18 protein-coding genes are annotated in these 17,084 nt (G+C 62.6%); 16 read left to right on the top strand and 2 right to left on the bottom strand.

All coding sequences use genetic code 11. The features are described from left to right. The first annotated feature begins 252 nt into the window (after nucleotides 1-252). From AC3IQ7_RS24145 to AC3IQ7_RS24195, 11 genes are all read left to right on the top strand, one after another. Nucleotides 253-909 carry an energy transducer TonB gene (locus tag AC3IQ7_RS24145; protein WP_099377981.1) on the top strand — a complete coding sequence of 219 codons (657 nt, stop codon included), beginning with the start codon at nucleotides 253-255 and terminating at the stop codon, nucleotides 907-909. 86 nt (nucleotides 910-995) lie between these two features. Then, complete coding sequence (locus AC3IQ7_RS24150; RefSeq protein WP_199534342.1) at nucleotides 996-1,928, top strand: MotA/TolQ/ExbB proton channel family protein; 933 nt, start codon at nucleotides 996-998, stop codon at nucleotides 1,926-1,928. A 3-nt stretch (nucleotides 1,929-1,931) separates the two neighbouring features. Further along, nucleotides 1,932-2,360 (top strand): ExbD/TolR family protein, encoded by a 429-nt coding sequence (locus tag AC3IQ7_RS24155; protein WP_035821469.1) that lies wholly within the window; start codon nucleotides 1,932-1,934, stop codon nucleotides 2,358-2,360. A 105-nt stretch (nucleotides 2,361-2,465) separates the two neighbouring features. Continuing rightward, nucleotides 2,466-2,897: an ExbD/TolR family protein gene (locus AC3IQ7_RS24160; protein ID WP_170840419.1), complete on the top strand. Its 432-nt coding sequence runs from the start codon at nucleotides 2,466-2,468 to the stop codon at nucleotides 2,895-2,897. A 78-nt stretch (nucleotides 2,898-2,975) separates the two neighbouring features. After that, nucleotides 2,976-4,187 carry a tetratricopeptide repeat protein gene (locus tag AC3IQ7_RS24165; RefSeq protein WP_099377982.1) on the top strand — a complete coding sequence of 404 codons (1,212 nt, stop codon included), beginning with the start codon at nucleotides 2,976-2,978 and terminating at the stop codon, nucleotides 4,185-4,187. Nucleotides 4,188-4,373: 186 nt separating this feature from the next. Further along, nucleotides 4,374-5,345, top strand: coding sequence for a bifunctional riboflavin kinase/FAD synthetase (locus AC3IQ7_RS24170; protein ID WP_099377983.1), 972 nt, complete (start codon nucleotides 4,374-4,376; stop codon nucleotides 5,343-5,345). Between the two features lie 67 nt (nucleotides 5,346-5,412). Continuing rightward, the gene (gene ileS, locus AC3IQ7_RS24175; RefSeq protein WP_489207508.1) at nucleotides 5,413-8,313 is read left to right on the top strand and encodes an isoleucine--tRNA ligase; all 2,901 of its coding nucleotides are present in this window, start codon (nucleotides 5,413-5,415) and stop codon (nucleotides 8,311-8,313) included. Nucleotides 8,314-8,396: 83 nt separating this feature from the next. Then, nucleotides 8,397-8,906: a signal peptidase II gene (gene lspA / locus AC3IQ7_RS24180; RefSeq protein WP_035821479.1), complete on the top strand. Its 510-nt coding sequence runs from the start codon at nucleotides 8,397-8,399 to the stop codon at nucleotides 8,904-8,906. 17 nt (nucleotides 8,907-8,923) lie between these two features. Continuing rightward, nucleotides 8,924-10,144, top strand: coding sequence for a bifunctional phosphopantothenoylcysteine decarboxylase/phosphopantothenate--cysteine ligase CoaBC (gene coaBC, locus AC3IQ7_RS24185; RefSeq protein WP_489207509.1), 1,221 nt, complete (start codon nucleotides 8,924-8,926; stop codon nucleotides 10,142-10,144). Between the two features lie 25 nt (nucleotides 10,145-10,169). Then, nucleotides 10,170-10,619: a dUTP diphosphatase gene (dut, locus tag AC3IQ7_RS24190; protein WP_034785229.1), complete on the top strand. Its 450-nt coding sequence runs from the start codon at nucleotides 10,170-10,172 to the stop codon at nucleotides 10,617-10,619. A 10-nt stretch (nucleotides 10,620-10,629) separates the two neighbouring features. Then, nucleotides 10,630-11,733: a M48 family metallopeptidase gene (locus tag AC3IQ7_RS24195; protein WP_099377986.1), complete on the top strand. Its 1,104-nt coding sequence runs from the start codon at nucleotides 10,630-10,632 to the stop codon at nucleotides 11,731-11,733. A 14-nt stretch (nucleotides 11,734-11,747) separates the two neighbouring features. On the opposite strand, the gene AC3IQ7_RS24200 is transcribed toward AC3IQ7_RS24195, so the two are convergent. Continuing rightward, nucleotides 11,748-11,888 (bottom strand): hypothetical protein, encoded by a 141-nt coding sequence (locus AC3IQ7_RS24200; protein ID WP_162995759.1) that lies wholly within the window; start codon nucleotides 11,886-11,888, stop codon nucleotides 11,748-11,750. A gap of 98 nt (nucleotides 11,889-11,986) precedes the next feature. Here AC3IQ7_RS24200 and AC3IQ7_RS24205 point away from each other — a divergent pair, with 98 nt between their 5' ends. The 5 genes from AC3IQ7_RS24205 (at nucleotide 11,987) to AC3IQ7_RS24225 (ending at nucleotide 15,751) form a co-directional block, all read left to right on the top strand. Beyond that, nucleotides 11,987-12,994: an XdhC family protein gene (locus tag AC3IQ7_RS24205; protein WP_489207510.1), complete on the top strand. Its 1,008-nt coding sequence runs from the start codon at nucleotides 11,987-11,989 to the stop codon at nucleotides 12,992-12,994. A gap of 70 nt (nucleotides 12,995-13,064) precedes the next feature. Beyond that, nucleotides 13,065-13,982 carry a DNA-3-methyladenine glycosylase family protein gene (locus tag AC3IQ7_RS24210; protein WP_489207511.1) on the top strand — a complete coding sequence of 306 codons (918 nt, stop codon included), beginning with the start codon at nucleotides 13,065-13,067 and terminating at the stop codon, nucleotides 13,980-13,982. A gap of 57 nt (nucleotides 13,983-14,039) precedes the next feature. Continuing rightward, nucleotides 14,040-14,411 carry a COG4315 family predicted lipoprotein gene (locus tag AC3IQ7_RS24215; RefSeq protein ID WP_322426363.1) on the top strand — a complete coding sequence of 124 codons (372 nt, stop codon included), beginning with the start codon at nucleotides 14,040-14,042 and terminating at the stop codon, nucleotides 14,409-14,411. Between the two features lie 21 nt (nucleotides 14,412-14,432). Next, nucleotides 14,433-14,954: an RNA polymerase sigma factor gene (locus tag AC3IQ7_RS24220; RefSeq protein ID WP_099377990.1), complete on the top strand. Its 522-nt coding sequence runs from the start codon at nucleotides 14,433-14,435 to the stop codon at nucleotides 14,952-14,954. Further along, a complete protein-coding gene (locus AC3IQ7_RS24225; RefSeq protein WP_489207512.1) occupies nucleotides 14,951-15,751 on the top strand; it encodes an anti-sigma factor family protein in 801 nt (266 codons plus the stop codon). Before AC3IQ7_RS24220 ends, AC3IQ7_RS24225 begins: the two co-directional genes overlap by 4 nt. On the opposite strand, the gene AC3IQ7_RS24230 is transcribed toward AC3IQ7_RS24225, so the two are convergent. After that, nucleotides 15,748-16,968: an MFS transporter gene (locus AC3IQ7_RS24230; protein WP_489207513.1), complete on the bottom strand. Its 1,221-nt coding sequence runs from the start codon at nucleotides 16,966-16,968 to the stop codon at nucleotides 15,748-15,750. The genes AC3IQ7_RS24225 and AC3IQ7_RS24230 overlap by 4 nt on opposite strands. Nucleotides 16,969-17,084 lie beyond the last annotated feature (116 nt).

Consider the following 17,084-nt stretch of genomic DNA (forward strand, 5'->3'; position numbering starts at 1 on the left):
GCCCAAAACGGCTGTAAAAAACCGATAAGACCGCCTTTTTTTCTGTCCGAAAGCGTGCAAAGATGACATAAGCAAGTACGTTTTCAGGGCGCAAAAGCGCCAAAAATTTAACCGGTTTTAGGCGTTAAAAATCTGTGTAAAATAAAGAATTCGTATGTATAATTCGGCGACGTCCCGGATACGGCTGGAGCTTTGTGTCGTCATTTTGGGGTTCAGTTGCAAGACAAGAGATGGTATTTGGAGAAAGCAGGCATGAATTTTTCGAACGAGAAAAGTCCCAAGAACTACACAGGCATCACTATCGTTGTCCTGCTGCACGTTCTCGCGGCTTACGGGATCGTGACGGGCTTGGGCAAGCGGTTGGTCACCAAAATGATGGAACCGGTTGAAACCAAGATTATCGAGGAAGTCAAACCGCCTCCACCGAAGGATCTTCCACCGCCACCACCGCCGCCAGAAATGAAGGCGCCACCGCCGCCATTCATTCCGCCAGTCGAGGTGAACGTGCAGCAGCCGCCACCACAGCAGAACGTGATTGCAAATGCGACTGCCGTGAAGCCAGCCACGAATGTATTGGCACCGCCATCGCCGCCTGCACAGCCTGCGCCAACTCCTGGACCAGCCAAATCGGTGCGTACACCGGCCGTGGTTGACTTCAGTGTCTGCGAAAAACCGGCTTATCCAAAGTCGTCGCAGCGCAACGAGGAAACCGGTGTGGTGACACTGTCGTTCCTGATCGGTGTAGACGGCAAGGTCGCTGATTCGAAGATCGTGAAGTCCAGCGGCTTCAGAGACCTGGACAAAGCCGCGGTGCAAGGTATCAGCCGCTGTACATTTAAGCCGGCAACAGTTGACGGCAAGCCGGAACAAGGCTGGCAGCAAATGCAATACGTTTGGTCGCTGGATTAAAACCCGAGACAGTTATCCCCTGTCTCACACTATGATTTCGTTGTCATTACGTTCAGCGATCTGTTATTTTTAATTTTGGAGGAAGCATGTTTAAGAATACCCGTTTGTCCGCATTTTTTGCCGCGGTTCTGTTGTCCGTTACCGCTACTACCGCTCTGGTAGCAGCTCCGGCATTCGCTGACGCGCCAGCATCGGCTGCCGCTTCGGCTCCTGCGGCAGACGCTGCACCAGCACCAGTTGCTGCAGATGCCGCCGCTCCAGCAGCAGACGCAGCAGCAGCTCCAGCCGCTGATGCAGCCGCTCCAGCCAAAACCGAAGAAGTGCACAACCCATTCGGCCTGCAAGCAGTGTGGGACGGCGGCTTCGTGCCACGCGCCACCCTGATCATCATGGTCATCATGTCGATCGGTACCTGGTACATCATCATCACCAAGCTGATCGATCAAATGAAGATCTTCAAGCAAGCTAAAGAAGCCGCTGCCAAATTCTGGAAAGCTCCTTCGATCGCTGCTGGTTCGGCAACCCTGGAAGAAGGCTCGCCATTCCGCTTCATCGCTGAATCGGGCACCAAGGCAACGGCTCACCATGACGGCGCCCTGCTGGAACAAATCGATCTGTCGACCTGGGTGACGATGTCGATCCAGCGCGCTTCGGACAAAGTCCAATCGCGTCTGCAAGATGGCCTGTCGTTCCTGGCAACCGTTGGTTCGACCGCACCGTTTATCGGTCTGTTCGGTACCGTTTGGGGTATCTACAACGCACTGACCGCTATCGGCATGACCGGTAACGCATCGATCGACAAAGTTGCAGGTCCAGTTGGTGAAGCACTGATCATGACCGCTTTCGGTCTGCTGGTCGCTGTTCCTGCCGTTCTGGGTTACAACTGGTTGGTTCGTCGTAACAAAACCGCAATGGAAGACATCCGCTCGTTCAGCGCCGACGTTCACTCGGTTCTGGTTTCCGGCGTAATGTCCACCAGCGAAGCTGGCCGTGCTGCCGGCGCTAAAAAGATCGGATAAGTCATGTCGATGTCCGTCGGCTCCGACAGCGGAGAACAAGATCAGGTAATGTCAGAAATCAACACGACGCCGCTTGTCGACATCATGTTGGTTTTGCTGATCATTTTCTTGATTACGAGTCCGGTTGTCCTCAAGCTGCAGAAAATCGATCTGCCGATTGAGACGAACCAAGCCCTGCAAACCAAGCCGCAAAACGTTAACATCGTTGTTAACAAGGATGGCGAGATTTACCTGGGCCAGACCAGACTGAAAGACACGAACGAGCTGTTCGATTATCTTAAAGTTGAAGCAGTGAAAGTACCGCAGCCGGAAGTACACGTTCGTGGCGACCAAGAAACACGCTACGAATCGATCGGCCGGGTTATTTACACGACCCAACGTGCCGGGATCCAGAAGGTCGGCTTCATCACCGAACCACCTGACAAGAGCTGATAGCGACTGACAGCGGCGCCCCGGCAACACGGGGGCGCCACTGAAGGAAGCTTGCCGGGCGGCAGTTTCGCCCGGTGCTTCGTTGGACTTCTTAAAGGAAACACTATGAGTATGAATGTCGGTTCGGGAAGCGCAGCAGGCGCGGATCCGGAACCAATGATGGAACTGAACATGACGCCCCTCATCGACGTGATGCTGGTGCTGATTATCATGTTGATCATCACGATTCCTAAGCAAAACCACTCGGTGAACCTGAACATGCCGGTCGGCACCCCGCCGCCACCGACAACCGAACCAGTGGTCGTCACGATCGATGTCGATTTTGATGGCACTATCTTGTGGGACAATCAGGTCGTACCTGATCGTAATACGCTGGAAGCCAAGCTGAGCAACGTTGCTGCGCAAGCAGATCAGCCAGAAGTGCATCTGCGTCCTAACAAGCTGGTGGAATACAAAGTCGTCGCCGGTGTGATGGCGTCGGCGCAGCGTCTGGGCGTGACCAAAATCGGTCTGGTCGGCAACGAGCAATTCCAGTAAGCTGTAGCAATCAGGTTATCTTTACATCCGAATAGGCAGGACTTCCTGCCTATTCGCTTTTTACTGAAAGACTTTCTCATGTCCAAGTTTCGTCTCGCTCATCTCGGCCTCGTCATGGCCGCTATCGGTTTTACCGCAGCAACTCCTGTAATCGGCCTGGGCTCGCTGGCATATGCCGCGGACACCGTGCGCGCCGAAGTCGGCAAGCCACTGCAAGAAGCACAAAAACTCGCTAGCAGCGGCAAAAACAAGGAAGCGCTGGCCAAACTGCGTGAAGCAGACAGCGTCGGCGGCAAAACCGCCTTTGAAAGCTACCAGATCGAACGCGTACGCGCTTCGGCCGCCGCCGCCGCTGGCGACAACGGCACGGCCATCAAGGCTTTTGAAGCCGTCATCAATTCCGGCCGCCTGAGCGCCGCCGAAGCCCCCAAATTCACGCAAGCGCTGGCAGGCATGTACTACCGCGCCAAGGATTGGCCAAACACCATCACCTGGATCAAACGCTCGCTGAAAGACCGCGAAGATCCACAGATGCGCGAACTGCTGATCCAGACCTACTACGTCAGCGGCAACTACGCCGAAGCGGCAAAAGAGCTGCAAGCGCGCGGCGGCAACTCGGAAGCAAGCCTGCAAATGCTGGCCAACATCCAGATGAAGCAAAACGACAAGGGCGGCTATGTCGCCACCCTGGAAAAACTGGCATCGAGCTATCCGAAAACCAGCTACTGGGCCGACCTGCTGAACCGCGTTTCGGGCAAACCTGGCTTCTCGCAACGCCTGGGCCTGGACGTCCAGCGCCTGCGCCTGGCCAACGGCCTGTTCAGCAAGCCTTCCGAATACATGGAAATCAGCCAGCTGGCCCTGCAAGCAGGCAATCCTGGCGAAGCGCTGAGCATCATCGAGCAAGGCTACAAAAAAGGCGTGCTGGGTACCGGCGCCGATGCACCACGTCACCAGCGTCTGAAAGACCTGGCCCTGAAAACCCAGGCTGACCTGAAGGCCAACGCAGCCAAGTCGGAAGCGGAATACACCAAGAACAAGGACGCCGACAGCTTGAGCAAGCTGGGCTTCGCCCTCGTCTACGACGGCCAGGCGGAGAAAGGTCTGGGCTTGATGAACGACGCCGTGAAATTGGGCACCGCCAAGTATGCGGAAGAAGCCAAGCTGCACCTGGGCATCGCCTACATCCACGCCGGCAAGAAGTCCAACGCCACGACGGCACTCAAAGCCGTCAAGGGCACGGATGGCGCGGCTGACCTGGCCCGTTACTGGACCTTAATGAATAAATAAGACAACGCCTCCCGGGGAGTTGCAGGCAGCTAGTCGAGTGCCACCAAAAGCGTTGCCAGCACACCCGCCGGCAACGCTTTTTGTTATTTCAGCAGTGAAATTCACCCTGCGCCCGCCCTGCCGGGTGTGCATCCCTGAAACAGTCCGTATAATCCCCCTTTTGGCACAGTTTTTCATCAGATTCCTATGAAGGTATTCCGCGGACTTCCCAATGCCCAGGCACGAGCGCCTTGCGCTCTGACCATCGGCAATTTTGACGGTGTCCACATCGGCCATCAGGCCTTGCTGGCGCGCGTGCGCGGCGCCGCGACCGAACTCGGCATTGAAGCGGCCGTGATGACGTTCGAACCGCACCCGCGCGAATTCTTCGCGCAGCGCGCGGGCGACCTGTCCAAAGCCCCGCAGCGCATCGCCAACTTGCGCGACAAGCTGCAGTCGCTGGACGACGCCGGCATCGACCGTGTCGTCGTCGAGCACTTCAGCGCCCAGTTCGCCGCCTTGACGCCGCAGGAATTCACGGAAAAAGTCCTCGTCGACGGCTTGCACGTGAAATGGCTGATGGTCGGCGACGACTTCTGCTATGGCGCCCGGCGCGCCGGCGACGTGGCCATGCTGCAGGAAGCGGGCCGCCAATATGGTTTCCACGTAGAAACATTGCCTACCGTGATGAACGGCAGCACGCGTATCTCGTCGTCGGCCGTGCGCCTGGCATTGGCTGCCGGCGATTTCCCGCTGGCCACGCAGCTGCTCGGCCATCCGTACGCCATTTCCGGCCACGTGATCCACGGCCAGAAACTGGGCCGCACGCTCGGCTTCCCCACCCTGAACCTGCGCGTGGCGCACCGCCCCGCCCTGTCCGGCGTCTTCATCGTGCAAGTGCACGGCCTGGCACCGCAACCGCTGCCAGCCGTGGCCAGCCTCGGCGTGCGCCCTACCGTCGACGACAGCGGCCGCGTCTTGCTGGAAGTGCATCTGTTTGATTTTAATCAATCCTGCTACGGCAATCTGGTGCGCGTGGAATTCCTGGAAAAACTGCGCGACGAAGAAAAGTACGACGATTTGCCCACCCTGACGGCCGCCATCGAGCGCGACTCGAACCAGGCGCGCGCCTATTTTGAGCAGCGCAGCGGCGCCATTACCGCCACCGACCGAATTTGACGCCGGCCAACTCCGCCGCCTGGCGGCTCCCGCCGCCGCAAACCATTCAATATCATTAAAGAAGATTATGTCCGATCAAAACAAGCCAGCCACGCCCAAACAGAACAAGAAGCCTGAAAGCAAATACCCGGTCAACATGACGGAAACCCCGTTCCCGATGCGCGGCGACATGGCCAAGCGCGAGCCGCAATGGGTACAGCAATGGCAAGACAAGAAAATTTATGAGCGCGTGCGCAAGGCTGCCGCCGGCCGTCCAAAATTCATCCTGCATGACGGCCCGCCGTACGCGAATGGCGATATCCACCTGGGCCACGCCGTCAACAAGATCCTGAAAGACATGGTCGTCAAGTCGCGCTCGCTGGCCGGCTTCGACGCGCCGTATGTGCCGGGCTGGGATTGCCACGGCATGCCGATCGAGATCCAGATCGAAAAACTGCACGGCAAGAACCTGCCGACGGCCGAAGTGCTGGAAAAGGCGCGCGCCTACGCCAACGTGCAGGTCGAGCGCCAGCAAAAGGACTTTATCCGCCTGGGCGTGCTGGGCGAGTGGGACAACCCATACCTGACCATGGCGCATGGCAATGAAGCGGACGAATTGCGCGCGCTGGGCAAGCTGCTGGAAAAAGGCTATGTCTACCGCGGCCTGAAACCCGTCAACTGGTGTTTCGACTGCCAGTCGGCGCTGGCCGAGGCGGAAGTGGAATACGCGGAAAAACGCGATCCCGCCATCGACGTCGGGTTCAAGTTCGCCGAGCCGGAAAAACTGGCGGCCGCCTTCGGCTTGCCATCGCTGCCGACCGATAACGGTTTCATCGTCATCTGGACCACCACGCCGTGGACCATCCCGTCGAACCAGGCGCTGAACGTGCACCCGGAAGTGAAATATTCGCTGGTGAAGACCGAGCGCGATGGCCAGCCATTGCTGCTGATCCTGGCGCAAGACCTGGTCGTGTCCAGCCTGGCGCGCTTCAAGCTCGATGGCACGACCATCGCCACCTGCGACGGCGCGGCCCTGGCCGGCATCAGCTTCCGCCACCCGCTGCATGCGGCCGACCCTTTCTACGACCGTCTGTCGCCTTTGTACCTGGCCGAATACGTGACCACGGAAAGCGGCACGGGCGTGGTGCACTCGGCGCCAGCCTACGGCCTGGACGACTTCATCTCGTGCAAGGCGCACGGCATGAAGGATGACGACATCATCAAGCCCGTCATGGGCGACGGCAAGTTCGCCTCGACCCTACCCCTGTTCGGCGGCATGACCATCTGGGAAGCCTCTAAGCCGATCTGCAACGCCCTGCGCGAAGCGGGTGCCCTGTTCGAAGTCAAGATGTTCGACCACAGCTACATGCATTGCTGGCGCCATAAGACCCCGATCATCTACCGCGCCACCTCGCAGTGGTTCGCCGGCATGGACGTGACGCCAAAGGACGGCGGCGCGACCCTGCGCGAGACGGCATTGAAAGGCATCGCCGATACCGAGTTCTTCCCGGACTGGGGCCAGGCGCGCCTGCACGGCATGATCGCCAACCGTCCCGACTGGACCCTGTCGCGCCAGCGCCAGTGGGGCGTGCCGATGGCCTTCATCGTGCACAAGGAAACGGGCGACCTGCATCCGCGCACGCCGGAACTGCTGGAGCAAGTGGCCAAGCTGATCGAAAAAGACGGCATCGAGGCATGGCAGGCGCTGGACTTGCAGGACCTGATCGGCGACGAAGCGACCATCTACGCGAAGAACAAGGACACGCTGGACGTATGGTTCGATTCCGGCGCCACGCACCAGACGGTGCTGGGCGGCCCGCAAGCGCACGGTTCACACTCGACGCAGCTGCAATTCCCGGCCGACCTGTACCTGGAAGGCTCGGACCAGCATCGCGGCTGGTTCCACTCGTCGCTGCTCGTGTCGTCGATGCTGAATGGCCGTCCGCCGTATAAAGCCCTGCTGACGCACGGCTTCACGGTCGATGGCGAAGGCAAGAAGATGTCGAAGTCGCTGGGTAATACCCTGGCGCCGCAAAAGATCTCGGACACCCTGGGCGCGGACATCCTGCGCCTGTGGATCGCCTCGACCGACTACACGGGCGAGCTGTCGATCTCCGACGAAATCCTGAAACGCGTGACGGAATCGTATCGCCGCATCCGCAACACGCTGCGCTTCCTGCTGGCCAATACGTCGGACTTCAATCCGGCCACGGACGCCGTGCCGGTCGCGGAAATGTTCGAAATCGACCGCTATGCGCTGGCCAACATGGCCTCGCTGCAAACGCAGATCGAGAACAACTACGCGCGCTACGAATTCCACCCGGTGGTCTCGAAGCTGCAGACGTACTGCTCGGAAGACCTGGGCGGCTTCTATCTGGACATCCTGAAGGACCGTTTGTACACCTCCGGCCTGACGTCGCACGCGCGCCGTTCGGCGCAGACGGCCCTGTGGCACATCACGCAAAGCCTGCTGCGCCTGATGGCCCCGGCCCTGTCGTTCACGGCCGAAGAAGCGTGGGCCGTCTTCGCCGGAGCGGATGCCTATGCCGCCAGCGATGAAACCATCTTCACGCAAACCTGGTGGCAACTGCCGGAAGTTTCGGATGCGGCCGACCTGCTGGAGAAATACACAGCCCTGCGCGCCGTGCGCACGGACGTGACAAAACAGCTGGAAGACTTGCGCACCTCGGGCGCCATCGGTTCGTCGCTGCAGGCGGAACTGACGATCAAGGCCGCACCGATGAAGTACAAGCTGTTGACGACCCTGGGCGACGACTTGAAGTTCGTCTTCATCACCTCGCAGGCAACCGTGGCTGAAGTAGCCGACGAAGCGGCCGAGGAAGTGGTCGTGGCCGCGTCGACGGCGCCGAAGTGCGAGCGCTGCTGGCACTACCGTGCGGACGTGGGCACAGACGCCGCGCATGCTACCCTGTGCGGCCGCTGCGTCAGCAATCTGTTTGGCGCGGGCGAGAAACGCCGCTTCGCATAAAACGGCGCGGGACATGTTCCTGCGCCGCTTCCCACCGCCGCTGCCCGCAAGGGCAGCGGCGGCATTATCTTCCCTGGAAAAATATGGCCACTAAAAACCGTTTTTCATCGAAATCGTCGTCCTCGGCATCGCTCGTGCCCTGGCTGGGCATTGCCGCCATCGTCATCCTGTTCGACCAGATCACCAAGATCACGATCCTGAAGACCTTCCGCTATGCGCAAGAGATGGTCATCACCTCGTATTTCAACCTGGTGCTCGCGTATAACAAGGGCGCCGCGTTCAGCTTCCTGTCGGACCAGGGCGGCTGGCAGCGCTATTTCTTCACCGGTATCGCCCTGGCGGCCGCCGTCTACATCATCTACCTGCTGAAAAAGCACGCCGGCCAGCGCATGTTCTGCTGGGCTCTGGCGCTGATCCTGGGTGGCGCGCTGGGCAACGCCATCGACCGTCTGGTGTACGGCCACGTGGTCGACTTCCTCGACTTCCACTGGAAAAGCTGGGGCCATTTCCCCGCTTTCAATATCGCCGACAGCGCCATCTGCATCGGCGCGGCCCTGTTCATCATCGATGAACTGCGCCGGGTAAACAAATAAACACGCAGGAGAACGGCATGGAATTGTCCGGCAAAAAAATCGTCCTGGGACTTTCGGGCGGCGTCGCCTGCTACAAGGCGGCGGAACTGTGCCGCGCGCTGACAAAGGCCGGCGCCTCGGTGCAAGTGGTGATGACGGATGCGGCCAGCCACTTCATCACGGCCGTCACGATGCAGGCCCTGTCCGGCCACCCCGTGCACACGAGCCAGTGGGATGCGCGCATAGCCAACAACATGGCGCATATCGATTTGACGCGCCATGCGGACGCCATTCTGATCGCGCCGTGTTCGGCCGATTTTCTGCGCAAGCTGGCGCATGGCGTGTGCGACGACCTGCTGTCGACCCTGTGCCTTGCCCGTCCCTCCCACCTGCCCCTGCTGGTGGCGCCGGCCATGAATGTGGAAATGTGGCAGAACCCCGCCACACAGCGCAATGTGCAGCAGCTGCGCGACGACGGCATCAAGCTGTTTGGCCCGGCCGCCGGCGAACAGGCGTGCGGCGAAACGGGCCTGGGCCGTATGCTGGAACCGGAGCAATTGCTGACGGAGCTGATCGCCGCCTTCCAGCCGAAGGTATTGGCGGGCAAGCGCGTGCTGGTCACGGCCGGCCCCACCTTCGAGGCCATTGACCCCGTGCGCGGCATCACCAATCTGTCCTCGGGCAAGATGGGCTATGCGGTGGCGCGCGCGGCGCGCGAAGCGGGCGCCGAGGTGCTGCTCATTTCCGGCCCCACGGCCCTGGATGCGCCCTTCGGCGTGCGCCGCATCGACGTGCAAAGCGCGCAGCAGATGCACGATGCCGTGCTGGCCCACGTCGACGGCCAGCATGTCTTCGTCGCCGTGGCCGCCGTGGCCGACTGGCGCGTGGCCAACGCCAGCGAACAAAAGATGAAAAAGCAGGCCGACGGCTCCGTGCCAGAACTGCAGTTCGCGCAAAACCCCGACATCCTGGCCACCGTGGCGGCACGCACCAACCTGGCCGGCTATCCATACTGCGTGGGCTTTGCCGCCGAATCGGAAAACCTCGTGGAATTCGGCTCGACCAAGCGCGAGAAAAAGGGCATCCCCCTCCTGGTCGGCAATATCGGCCAGAACACCTTTGGCCAGGACGACAACACCATCATCCTGTTCGACGAAGAAGGCCATACCGTGCTGCCGCGCGCCTCGAAACTGAACCTGGCGCGCCAGCTGATTTCGGAAATCTCGAAGCGGCTGGCAAAAAATTCACTGCTCAAATAATCCATTTTTAGACGACTTAGCTTCAATGAAAAATATCGACATCAAGATCCTCGACGCCCGCATGAAAGAACTGCTGCCAGCCTACGCCACACCGGGCAGCGCCGGCCTGGACCTGCGCGCCTGCATCGATGAAGCGATCACCATCGAAGCCGGCCAGACCGTGCTCATTCCCACCGGCCTGGCCATCCACATCGGCGACCCGTCGTATGCGGCCATGATCCTGCCGCGCAGCGGCATGGGCCACAAAAACGGCATCGTATTGGGGAATCTGGTAGGCTTGATCGACTCCGACTACCAGGGCCAGCTGATGGTATCGACCTGGAACCGGGGCCAGAGCGCTTTCACGCTCAATCCCATGGAACGCCTGGCGCAACTGATTATCGTGCCGGTACTGCAAGTGGGCTTTAACGTCGTCGAGGAATTCGGCGACAGCGAACGCGGTGTTGGCGGTTTCGGCAGCACCGGCAAACATTAAGGATTTTCTTATGCCAGGTTTCCGCCATCTGATCCCAGCCCCGACTTCGCTGCGCCATCTGGCCTCGCCACTGCTGGTGGCTTGCGTTGCCCTTCTCTCTGCCTGCACCACGCCAACGACGAATGTCAGCGGCCCGTTCAACGTGGTGCCGGCGCCCGATGCGCCCGCCCCGACGGCGCAGCAAAAGGCGGCGCAGGACGAACTGGTGAAGATGGTGGCGCTGCAGGACCGCCTGTCGAAAGTCTCGGCGCCCCTGCTGATCAACAATGCGGACCTGTGCAAGACGTATGCGCGCAACCTGCTGGGCTTCACGGCGCAGAACAAGTATTCCTACCCTGGCATCTATGCCGACGCGGCGCAGGCGGCCCTCGGCTACGGCGAACAGATGCAGGTTTCCGGCGTCTTGCCGGGCAGCGGCGCCGCGCGCGCCGGCTTGCGCAAGGGCGACGGCTTGCTGGCCGCCGAAGGCAAGCCGCTGCCGGCCGGCCCGAAAGCGGAAGGCCCGTTCGGCGCCATCGTCGGCCCGCTGGCCTCGAAAAGCGCGAGCCTGAACATGACCATCGCCCGCGACGGCCAGCAGCAGGACCTGAAAATTCCCGTCACGCGCGCCTGCGCCTTCCGCGTCGCCCTGGGCAATGCGGACAATATCAACGCCTACTCGGACGGCGCGCGCATCATGCTCACGCGCGGCATGGTGAATGCGGCGCAAAACGACGAAGGCATCGCCTTCGTGATCGCCCGCGAAATGGCGCACAACATCCTCGACCACGCGCGCAGCCAACGTACGGCAGGCACGGCCGGCAGCATCATCGACAGCCTGGGCGCCGTACAGCCTGATGTATCGATGCTGACGGGTGCCGCCGGCATCAAGGCCATGCCGCAGGAACTCGACGTGCAAGCCGACACCCTGGCCATCTACCTGCTGGCGCGCGCCGGCTACAACGTCGACAACGCCGCCCGCTTCTGGCAACGCCTGGCCGCGCAAGTGCCGGCCACGGTCGCCAATGGCTACACGGCCCTGCACCCTGGCACCAACTCACGCATGGCCGCCGTCAACCGCGCCGTCATCGACGTGCGCGCCAAGCAGGCAGCGAAAAAGCCGCTGAAGCCTTAACGCAGCAGGTTTGGTCAGGCGCCGGGGAAGTTCGGGAAGTAGGTGCCCATGACCCATGTGAGGGCGCCGCAAAATACCACTGCCAGGAACAGGGCGATGAGCAGTTTGCCAAACTTGGGAATGCCGTCGTCTTGCGTCTTTTGGTCGTTCGACATGAAAACTCTCCGCAGGCTGTTGGAGAGCGTAGTATAGCCACAATATTGAAGAATATTCCATACTTTGCCGCCTACCTGCGGCTTTCCTTTCGCGGCCCATGGACAGCATCGACCTTGAAGTTCTGAAAACCAGCGCCGCCTGGCTCGCCGCCGGCCACCGCTGCGAACTCGTCACCGTCATCAAGACCTGGGGTTCCAGCCCCCGCCCCGTGGGCGCCACCCTGGCCATCTGTGACGATGGCACGGTAGTCGGTTCCGTCTCCGGCGGCTGCATCGAAGATGATTTGATCGACACCGTGCGCGTGCACGGCATCGTGCGCACACAGCCCGACATCGTCAGCTACGGCATCAGCGCCGACGAGGCGCACCGCTTCGGCCTGCCCTGCGGCGGCACCATCGAGCTGGCCATCGAGCCGCTGCATGCTGACAGCCGCGTGGCCGAACTGCTGGCGCGCCTGGAAGCGCATGAACTGGTCGAACGCCGCCTCGACATGCACAGCGGCGCCGTCACCCTGCAGCGCGCCACGCCGGGCGCCGTGCTGGCCCTGGAAAACGGCGTACTCACCACGCAACATGGCCCGCGCTGGCGCTTGCTGATCATCGGCGCCAGCCAATTGTCGCGCTTCGTGGCGCAGATCGCCACGGCCATGGATTACCACGTCATCGTCTGCGACCCGCGCGAGGAATACCGGGGCGGCTGGAACGTACCGGGCGTGCCCCTGCTGCACGCCATGCCGGACGACCTCGTGCTGGAATTAAAGCTCGACAGCCGCAGCGCCGTCGTCGCCCTCACGCACGATCCCAAGCTCGACGACCTGGCCCTGATGGAAGCATTGAAATCGCCCGCGTTTTACGTGGGCGCCATCGGCTCGCGCGCGAACAACGCCAAGCGCCGCGAACGGCTGCTGCAGTTCGACGTCAGCGCGGAACAGCTGGCGCGCCTGCATGGCCCCATTGGCCTCTACATCGGCAGCAAGACGCCGGCCGAAATCGCCATTTCCATCCTGGCCGAACTGACGGCCGTGAAAAATGGTGTGCCCGACGCCCTGCAGATCCAGCACGCGGCGGCCCTTAGCCCGCCCAGCACCGACATCTGCGCGCGCTAAGGCACAAAGCAAGAAACGCGGTGCGCCCGCATCGCCTCCCTGATACCGTCCCTGACTTTGGCCCCCCACCATGACCCTGCTGCACTGGACTCTCCCCCTGCCCGCCGGCTACCGCCGCGACGACGTCATCGCCTTCCACAGCCGCGACGGAGAAGCCGTGGCCGAACAAGTCACGCCGACTGGCCTGCGCAAGGGCATCCTGCTGCAAGGCGTGCCGGTCGTGCTGGATGTGGCCTTCACGGACGCTGCCGCCATCTGCCGCGCCGAGATCGATGGCGATGGCGTTGGCGACCTTGAAACACCGCTGCACAGTGCCCTGCTCAATATCCTCGGCCTGCGCATCGATCCGCAGCCGTTCGCGCAACTGGCCGCCGGCGACCCGCTGCTGGCGCCTTTGGTCCGCGTCAATCCGGGCTTGCGCATCGTGCAATCGGCCAGCCCCTTCGAGGCACTGACCTGGGCCATCATCGGCCAGCAGATCAACCTGCAGTTCGCCATCGCCCTGCGCCGTACTTTTATTCTGCAGGCAGGGCGCCGGCATGGCAGCGGCTTGTGGTGCTACCCGGAGGCGCGCGACGTGGCGCGGCTATCCGTCGAGGACTTGACCAGCCGCAAATTCTCGCGCGCCAAGGCGGAAACCGTGCTGCGCCTGGCACATCTCGTCAATGACGGGGAACTGTCGCTGGAGCTACCCCCCTCCGGCGACGTGGCGGCGATGTCGCAGGCGCTGCTGGCCGTGAAGGGCATCGGTCCGTGGACCGTCAACTACGCGCTGCTGCGCGGCTACGGCTATGCCGACTGCTCGCTGCATGGCGACGTGGCCATCCGCGCCGCCCTGCAAAAACTGCTCGGCGAAGAGGTCAAACCGGACATGGCGCGCACGGAACAGTGGCTGCGCCAGTACGCGCCGCACCGCACCATGGCGGCCGCCCACCTGTGGGCCAGCCTGCACGCGCCGGAAAAAAATATTTTGCCTGTCGGGGAATAAACGGCAGGCGACAGGCGTCTATCCCTTGCAAGCCCTCAAAACCTCAAGGAGACCATCATGCGCTTTACTACTTTTGCCGCCACCGCCCTTTTCACCGCCTTGTCCGCCCCGCTGGCTTTCGCCGCCGACGTCATGCCCGCCAACGGCATGCTGGTCAACGCCAGCGGCATGACTGTGTACGTGTTCGACAAGGATGTCGCCGACAGCGGCAAGAGCGCCTGCAGCGGCGGCTGCCTGGTGGCCTGGCCCGCCGTCATCGCCACCGAAGCGGCTCCCGCCGCCCCGTATGGCAGCATCAAGCGCGACGACAACGGCGCCATGCAGCTGACCTACAAGGGCAAGCCCCTGTATTTGTACAAGGAAGACAAGAAACCGGGCGACGTGGCTGGCGACAATTTCAAGAACGTGTGGCACGTCGTCAAGCCTTAAGCTCACTATCCCGCCGCCACGATGACCACGCAAGAGGACAGCCGCCAGCTGCAAGCGTGCCTGCCCGGCCTGCGCCGCTATGCGCGCGCGCTGGCGGGCGCCGCGCACGCGGACGACCTGGTGCAGGACACCGTGGAGCGGGCCTGGCGCAAATTCGACCAGTGGCAACGGGGCGGCGAGATGCGGCCCTGGCTGTTTTCCATCATGCATAACCTGCACGTGGACCAGTTGCGCCGCCCCGGCCTGGCGCTGCAGGAGCTCGACGACGACACCCTCCTGCCCGCGCCGGAGCGCGCGCCGGGACAGGCCATCGCCATCGGCGAAATGGATGCGGCGCTGGCCCGTTTACCGCTGGGGCAGCGTGAAGTCATCCTGCTTGTCGCGCTCGAGCAGATGCCGTACGAGCAGGTGGCGTCCACCCTGGGCATCCCGGTCGGCACCGTCATGTCGCGGCTGTCGCGCGGGCGCGAGCGGCTGCGCGAACTGCTCGATGGCCGCCCCGCCGGCAGCCATGGCGCCCCCACCCTGAAAGTCGTGAAATGACAACGCAAGCCATCAGCGAAGCGCAATTGCACGCCCTGGCCGACGGCGTCCTGCCCGAGGCGCAGCGCGCGGCCATCGACACCCACCTGCGCGCGCACCCCGAGGATGCCGCCAGGGTGGATGCGTGGCGCGAACAGAACCGGCAACTGCGCGCCCTGTTCGACCCCGTGCTGGACGAGGCCGTGCCGCCGACGCTGCGGCAGGCGGCATCGCCACCGGCCGCGAACGGCGCCTGGCAGCGGCACGCCATGCAGGCGGCAGCGGCCGTCGTGCTGGTGATTGCCGGCGGCGCGGGGGGCTGGCTGCTGCGCGGCGATGGCGGCGATGCCGGTGCCCTGCGGACCGCCAGCGCCAGCCCGATCTCCCTGGCGCGCAGCGCCGCCATCGCCCATGCCGTCTACACGCCCGAAGTGCGCCACCCCGTCGAGGTGGGCGCGGAACAGGAAGCGCACCTGGTGCAATGGCTGTCGAAACGCCTGGGCACAAAATTGCAGCCGCCCGCGCTGTCGCCGCTCGGCTATCATTTGATCGGCGGGCGATTGCTGCCCGGCGATGGCGATGGCCCTGTGGCGCAATTCATGTATGAAGATGGCAAAGGCCAGCGCCTGACCCTGTACGTGGCGAAAGAGCGGGCGGGCCGGCAGGAAACGGCCTTCCGCTATACGCAGGAAAAGGAGTTGAGCGTGTTTTACTGGATCGACGGCCAGCTCGGTTATGCCCTCTCGGCGGGCCTGCCCAAGCAGGAACTGGGCAAGATCGCCGACGCCGTGTACGCGCAGCTGGAGCAGCCGCGTTAAGTGGCGCTTGCAGTCCGCTGCCGTGCGCGTGATCCGGCCACGTGGATGACGCCAGCCAGCAAGCCCACTACGACGCCAAACACCGCCACGCCCGTCCAGCCGAAACGCTGCATCAGCCAGCCGCTGACCGCCACGCCGACGGCGCCGCCGATGAAGGTCGCCGTCATGTACAGGCTGTTGATGCGGCCCTGGGCGGCCGGATCGACGGCAAAGGCGCGCGTCTGGTTGGCCACCAGGGCAGCCTGCACGCCGATATCGAGCACGATGACGCCGATCACCAGCAAGACCAGCGACGAGGCGGCACCCGCCAGCAGCAAGTAGGACAAGGTCACGATGGCGATGCTCAAGCCGATGACCGTGCGCGAACCGAGTCTGTCGGTGGCCCTGCCGCCCAGCGTGGCGGCCAGCGCACCGGCCGCGCCGATGATGCCGAAGGCGCCGGCCCAGGCGCTGCCCAAATGCCATGGACCGTTGGCCAGCAGCGACGCCAGGTTGACCCAGAACGCATTGAAGCAGGCCCACAACAGCGCCTGGATCAGCATAGCTTCGCGCAGCGGGCGATGGTCGCGCGCCAGTGGCCACAGCGATGCCAGCAGCCCAAGGTAGGAGAGCTGGCTGCCCGGTCTCCCGCGTGGCAACAAGGCCGCCGCCGCGATCCAGACGGGCACCATGAACGCCGCTTCCATCGCGTACACGGCGCGCCAGCCCCAGGCCTCGCCCACCACGCCGGCCACCGTGCGCCCGAGCAGGATGCCCACCATGATGCCGCTGACCACCGTGCCGACGGAACGGCCGCGCTCACCGGGCGGCGACATGCTCGCGGCGAGCGGCACCAGTTGCTGCGGCACGCAGCTGACGATGCCCAGGCCAAACGATGCCCCGATCAGCGGCCAGATGCCGGGCGCCATCGCCGCCGCCAGGGCGCAAACGAAGGCCAGCGCGATCTGCCCCAGCACCAGGGTGCGCCGGTCGACGCGGTCGCCCAGCGGCAGGAGCAGTGCCAGCCCCGTGGCAAAGCCCAGCAGCGCCGCGCCGGCGACCAGGTTGACAGCCGCCAGGTCGACACCCAGGCCGGACTGGATCAGGGGCAGGATAGGCTGGGTGCAATAGATGTTGGTGATCACCGCACCGGCGATCACCGCCATCATGAGTATCTTGCCGCGCGGCGCGGACGCCACGGTGTGTGCATGGGGCGGGGGAATGGGCATGGGGCGCATGGCGCTCTCCTTTCAAGTTGCCGCGGCAACATGCCGCAGCGAAGGAGACCAGCTTACTTACTTGCACCGATAAAGAGAATCCCATAAGATTGAGAATCATTCTTCCAAAAATTGAA

The organism is Janthinobacterium sp. GL_088 (assembly GCF_057837845.1).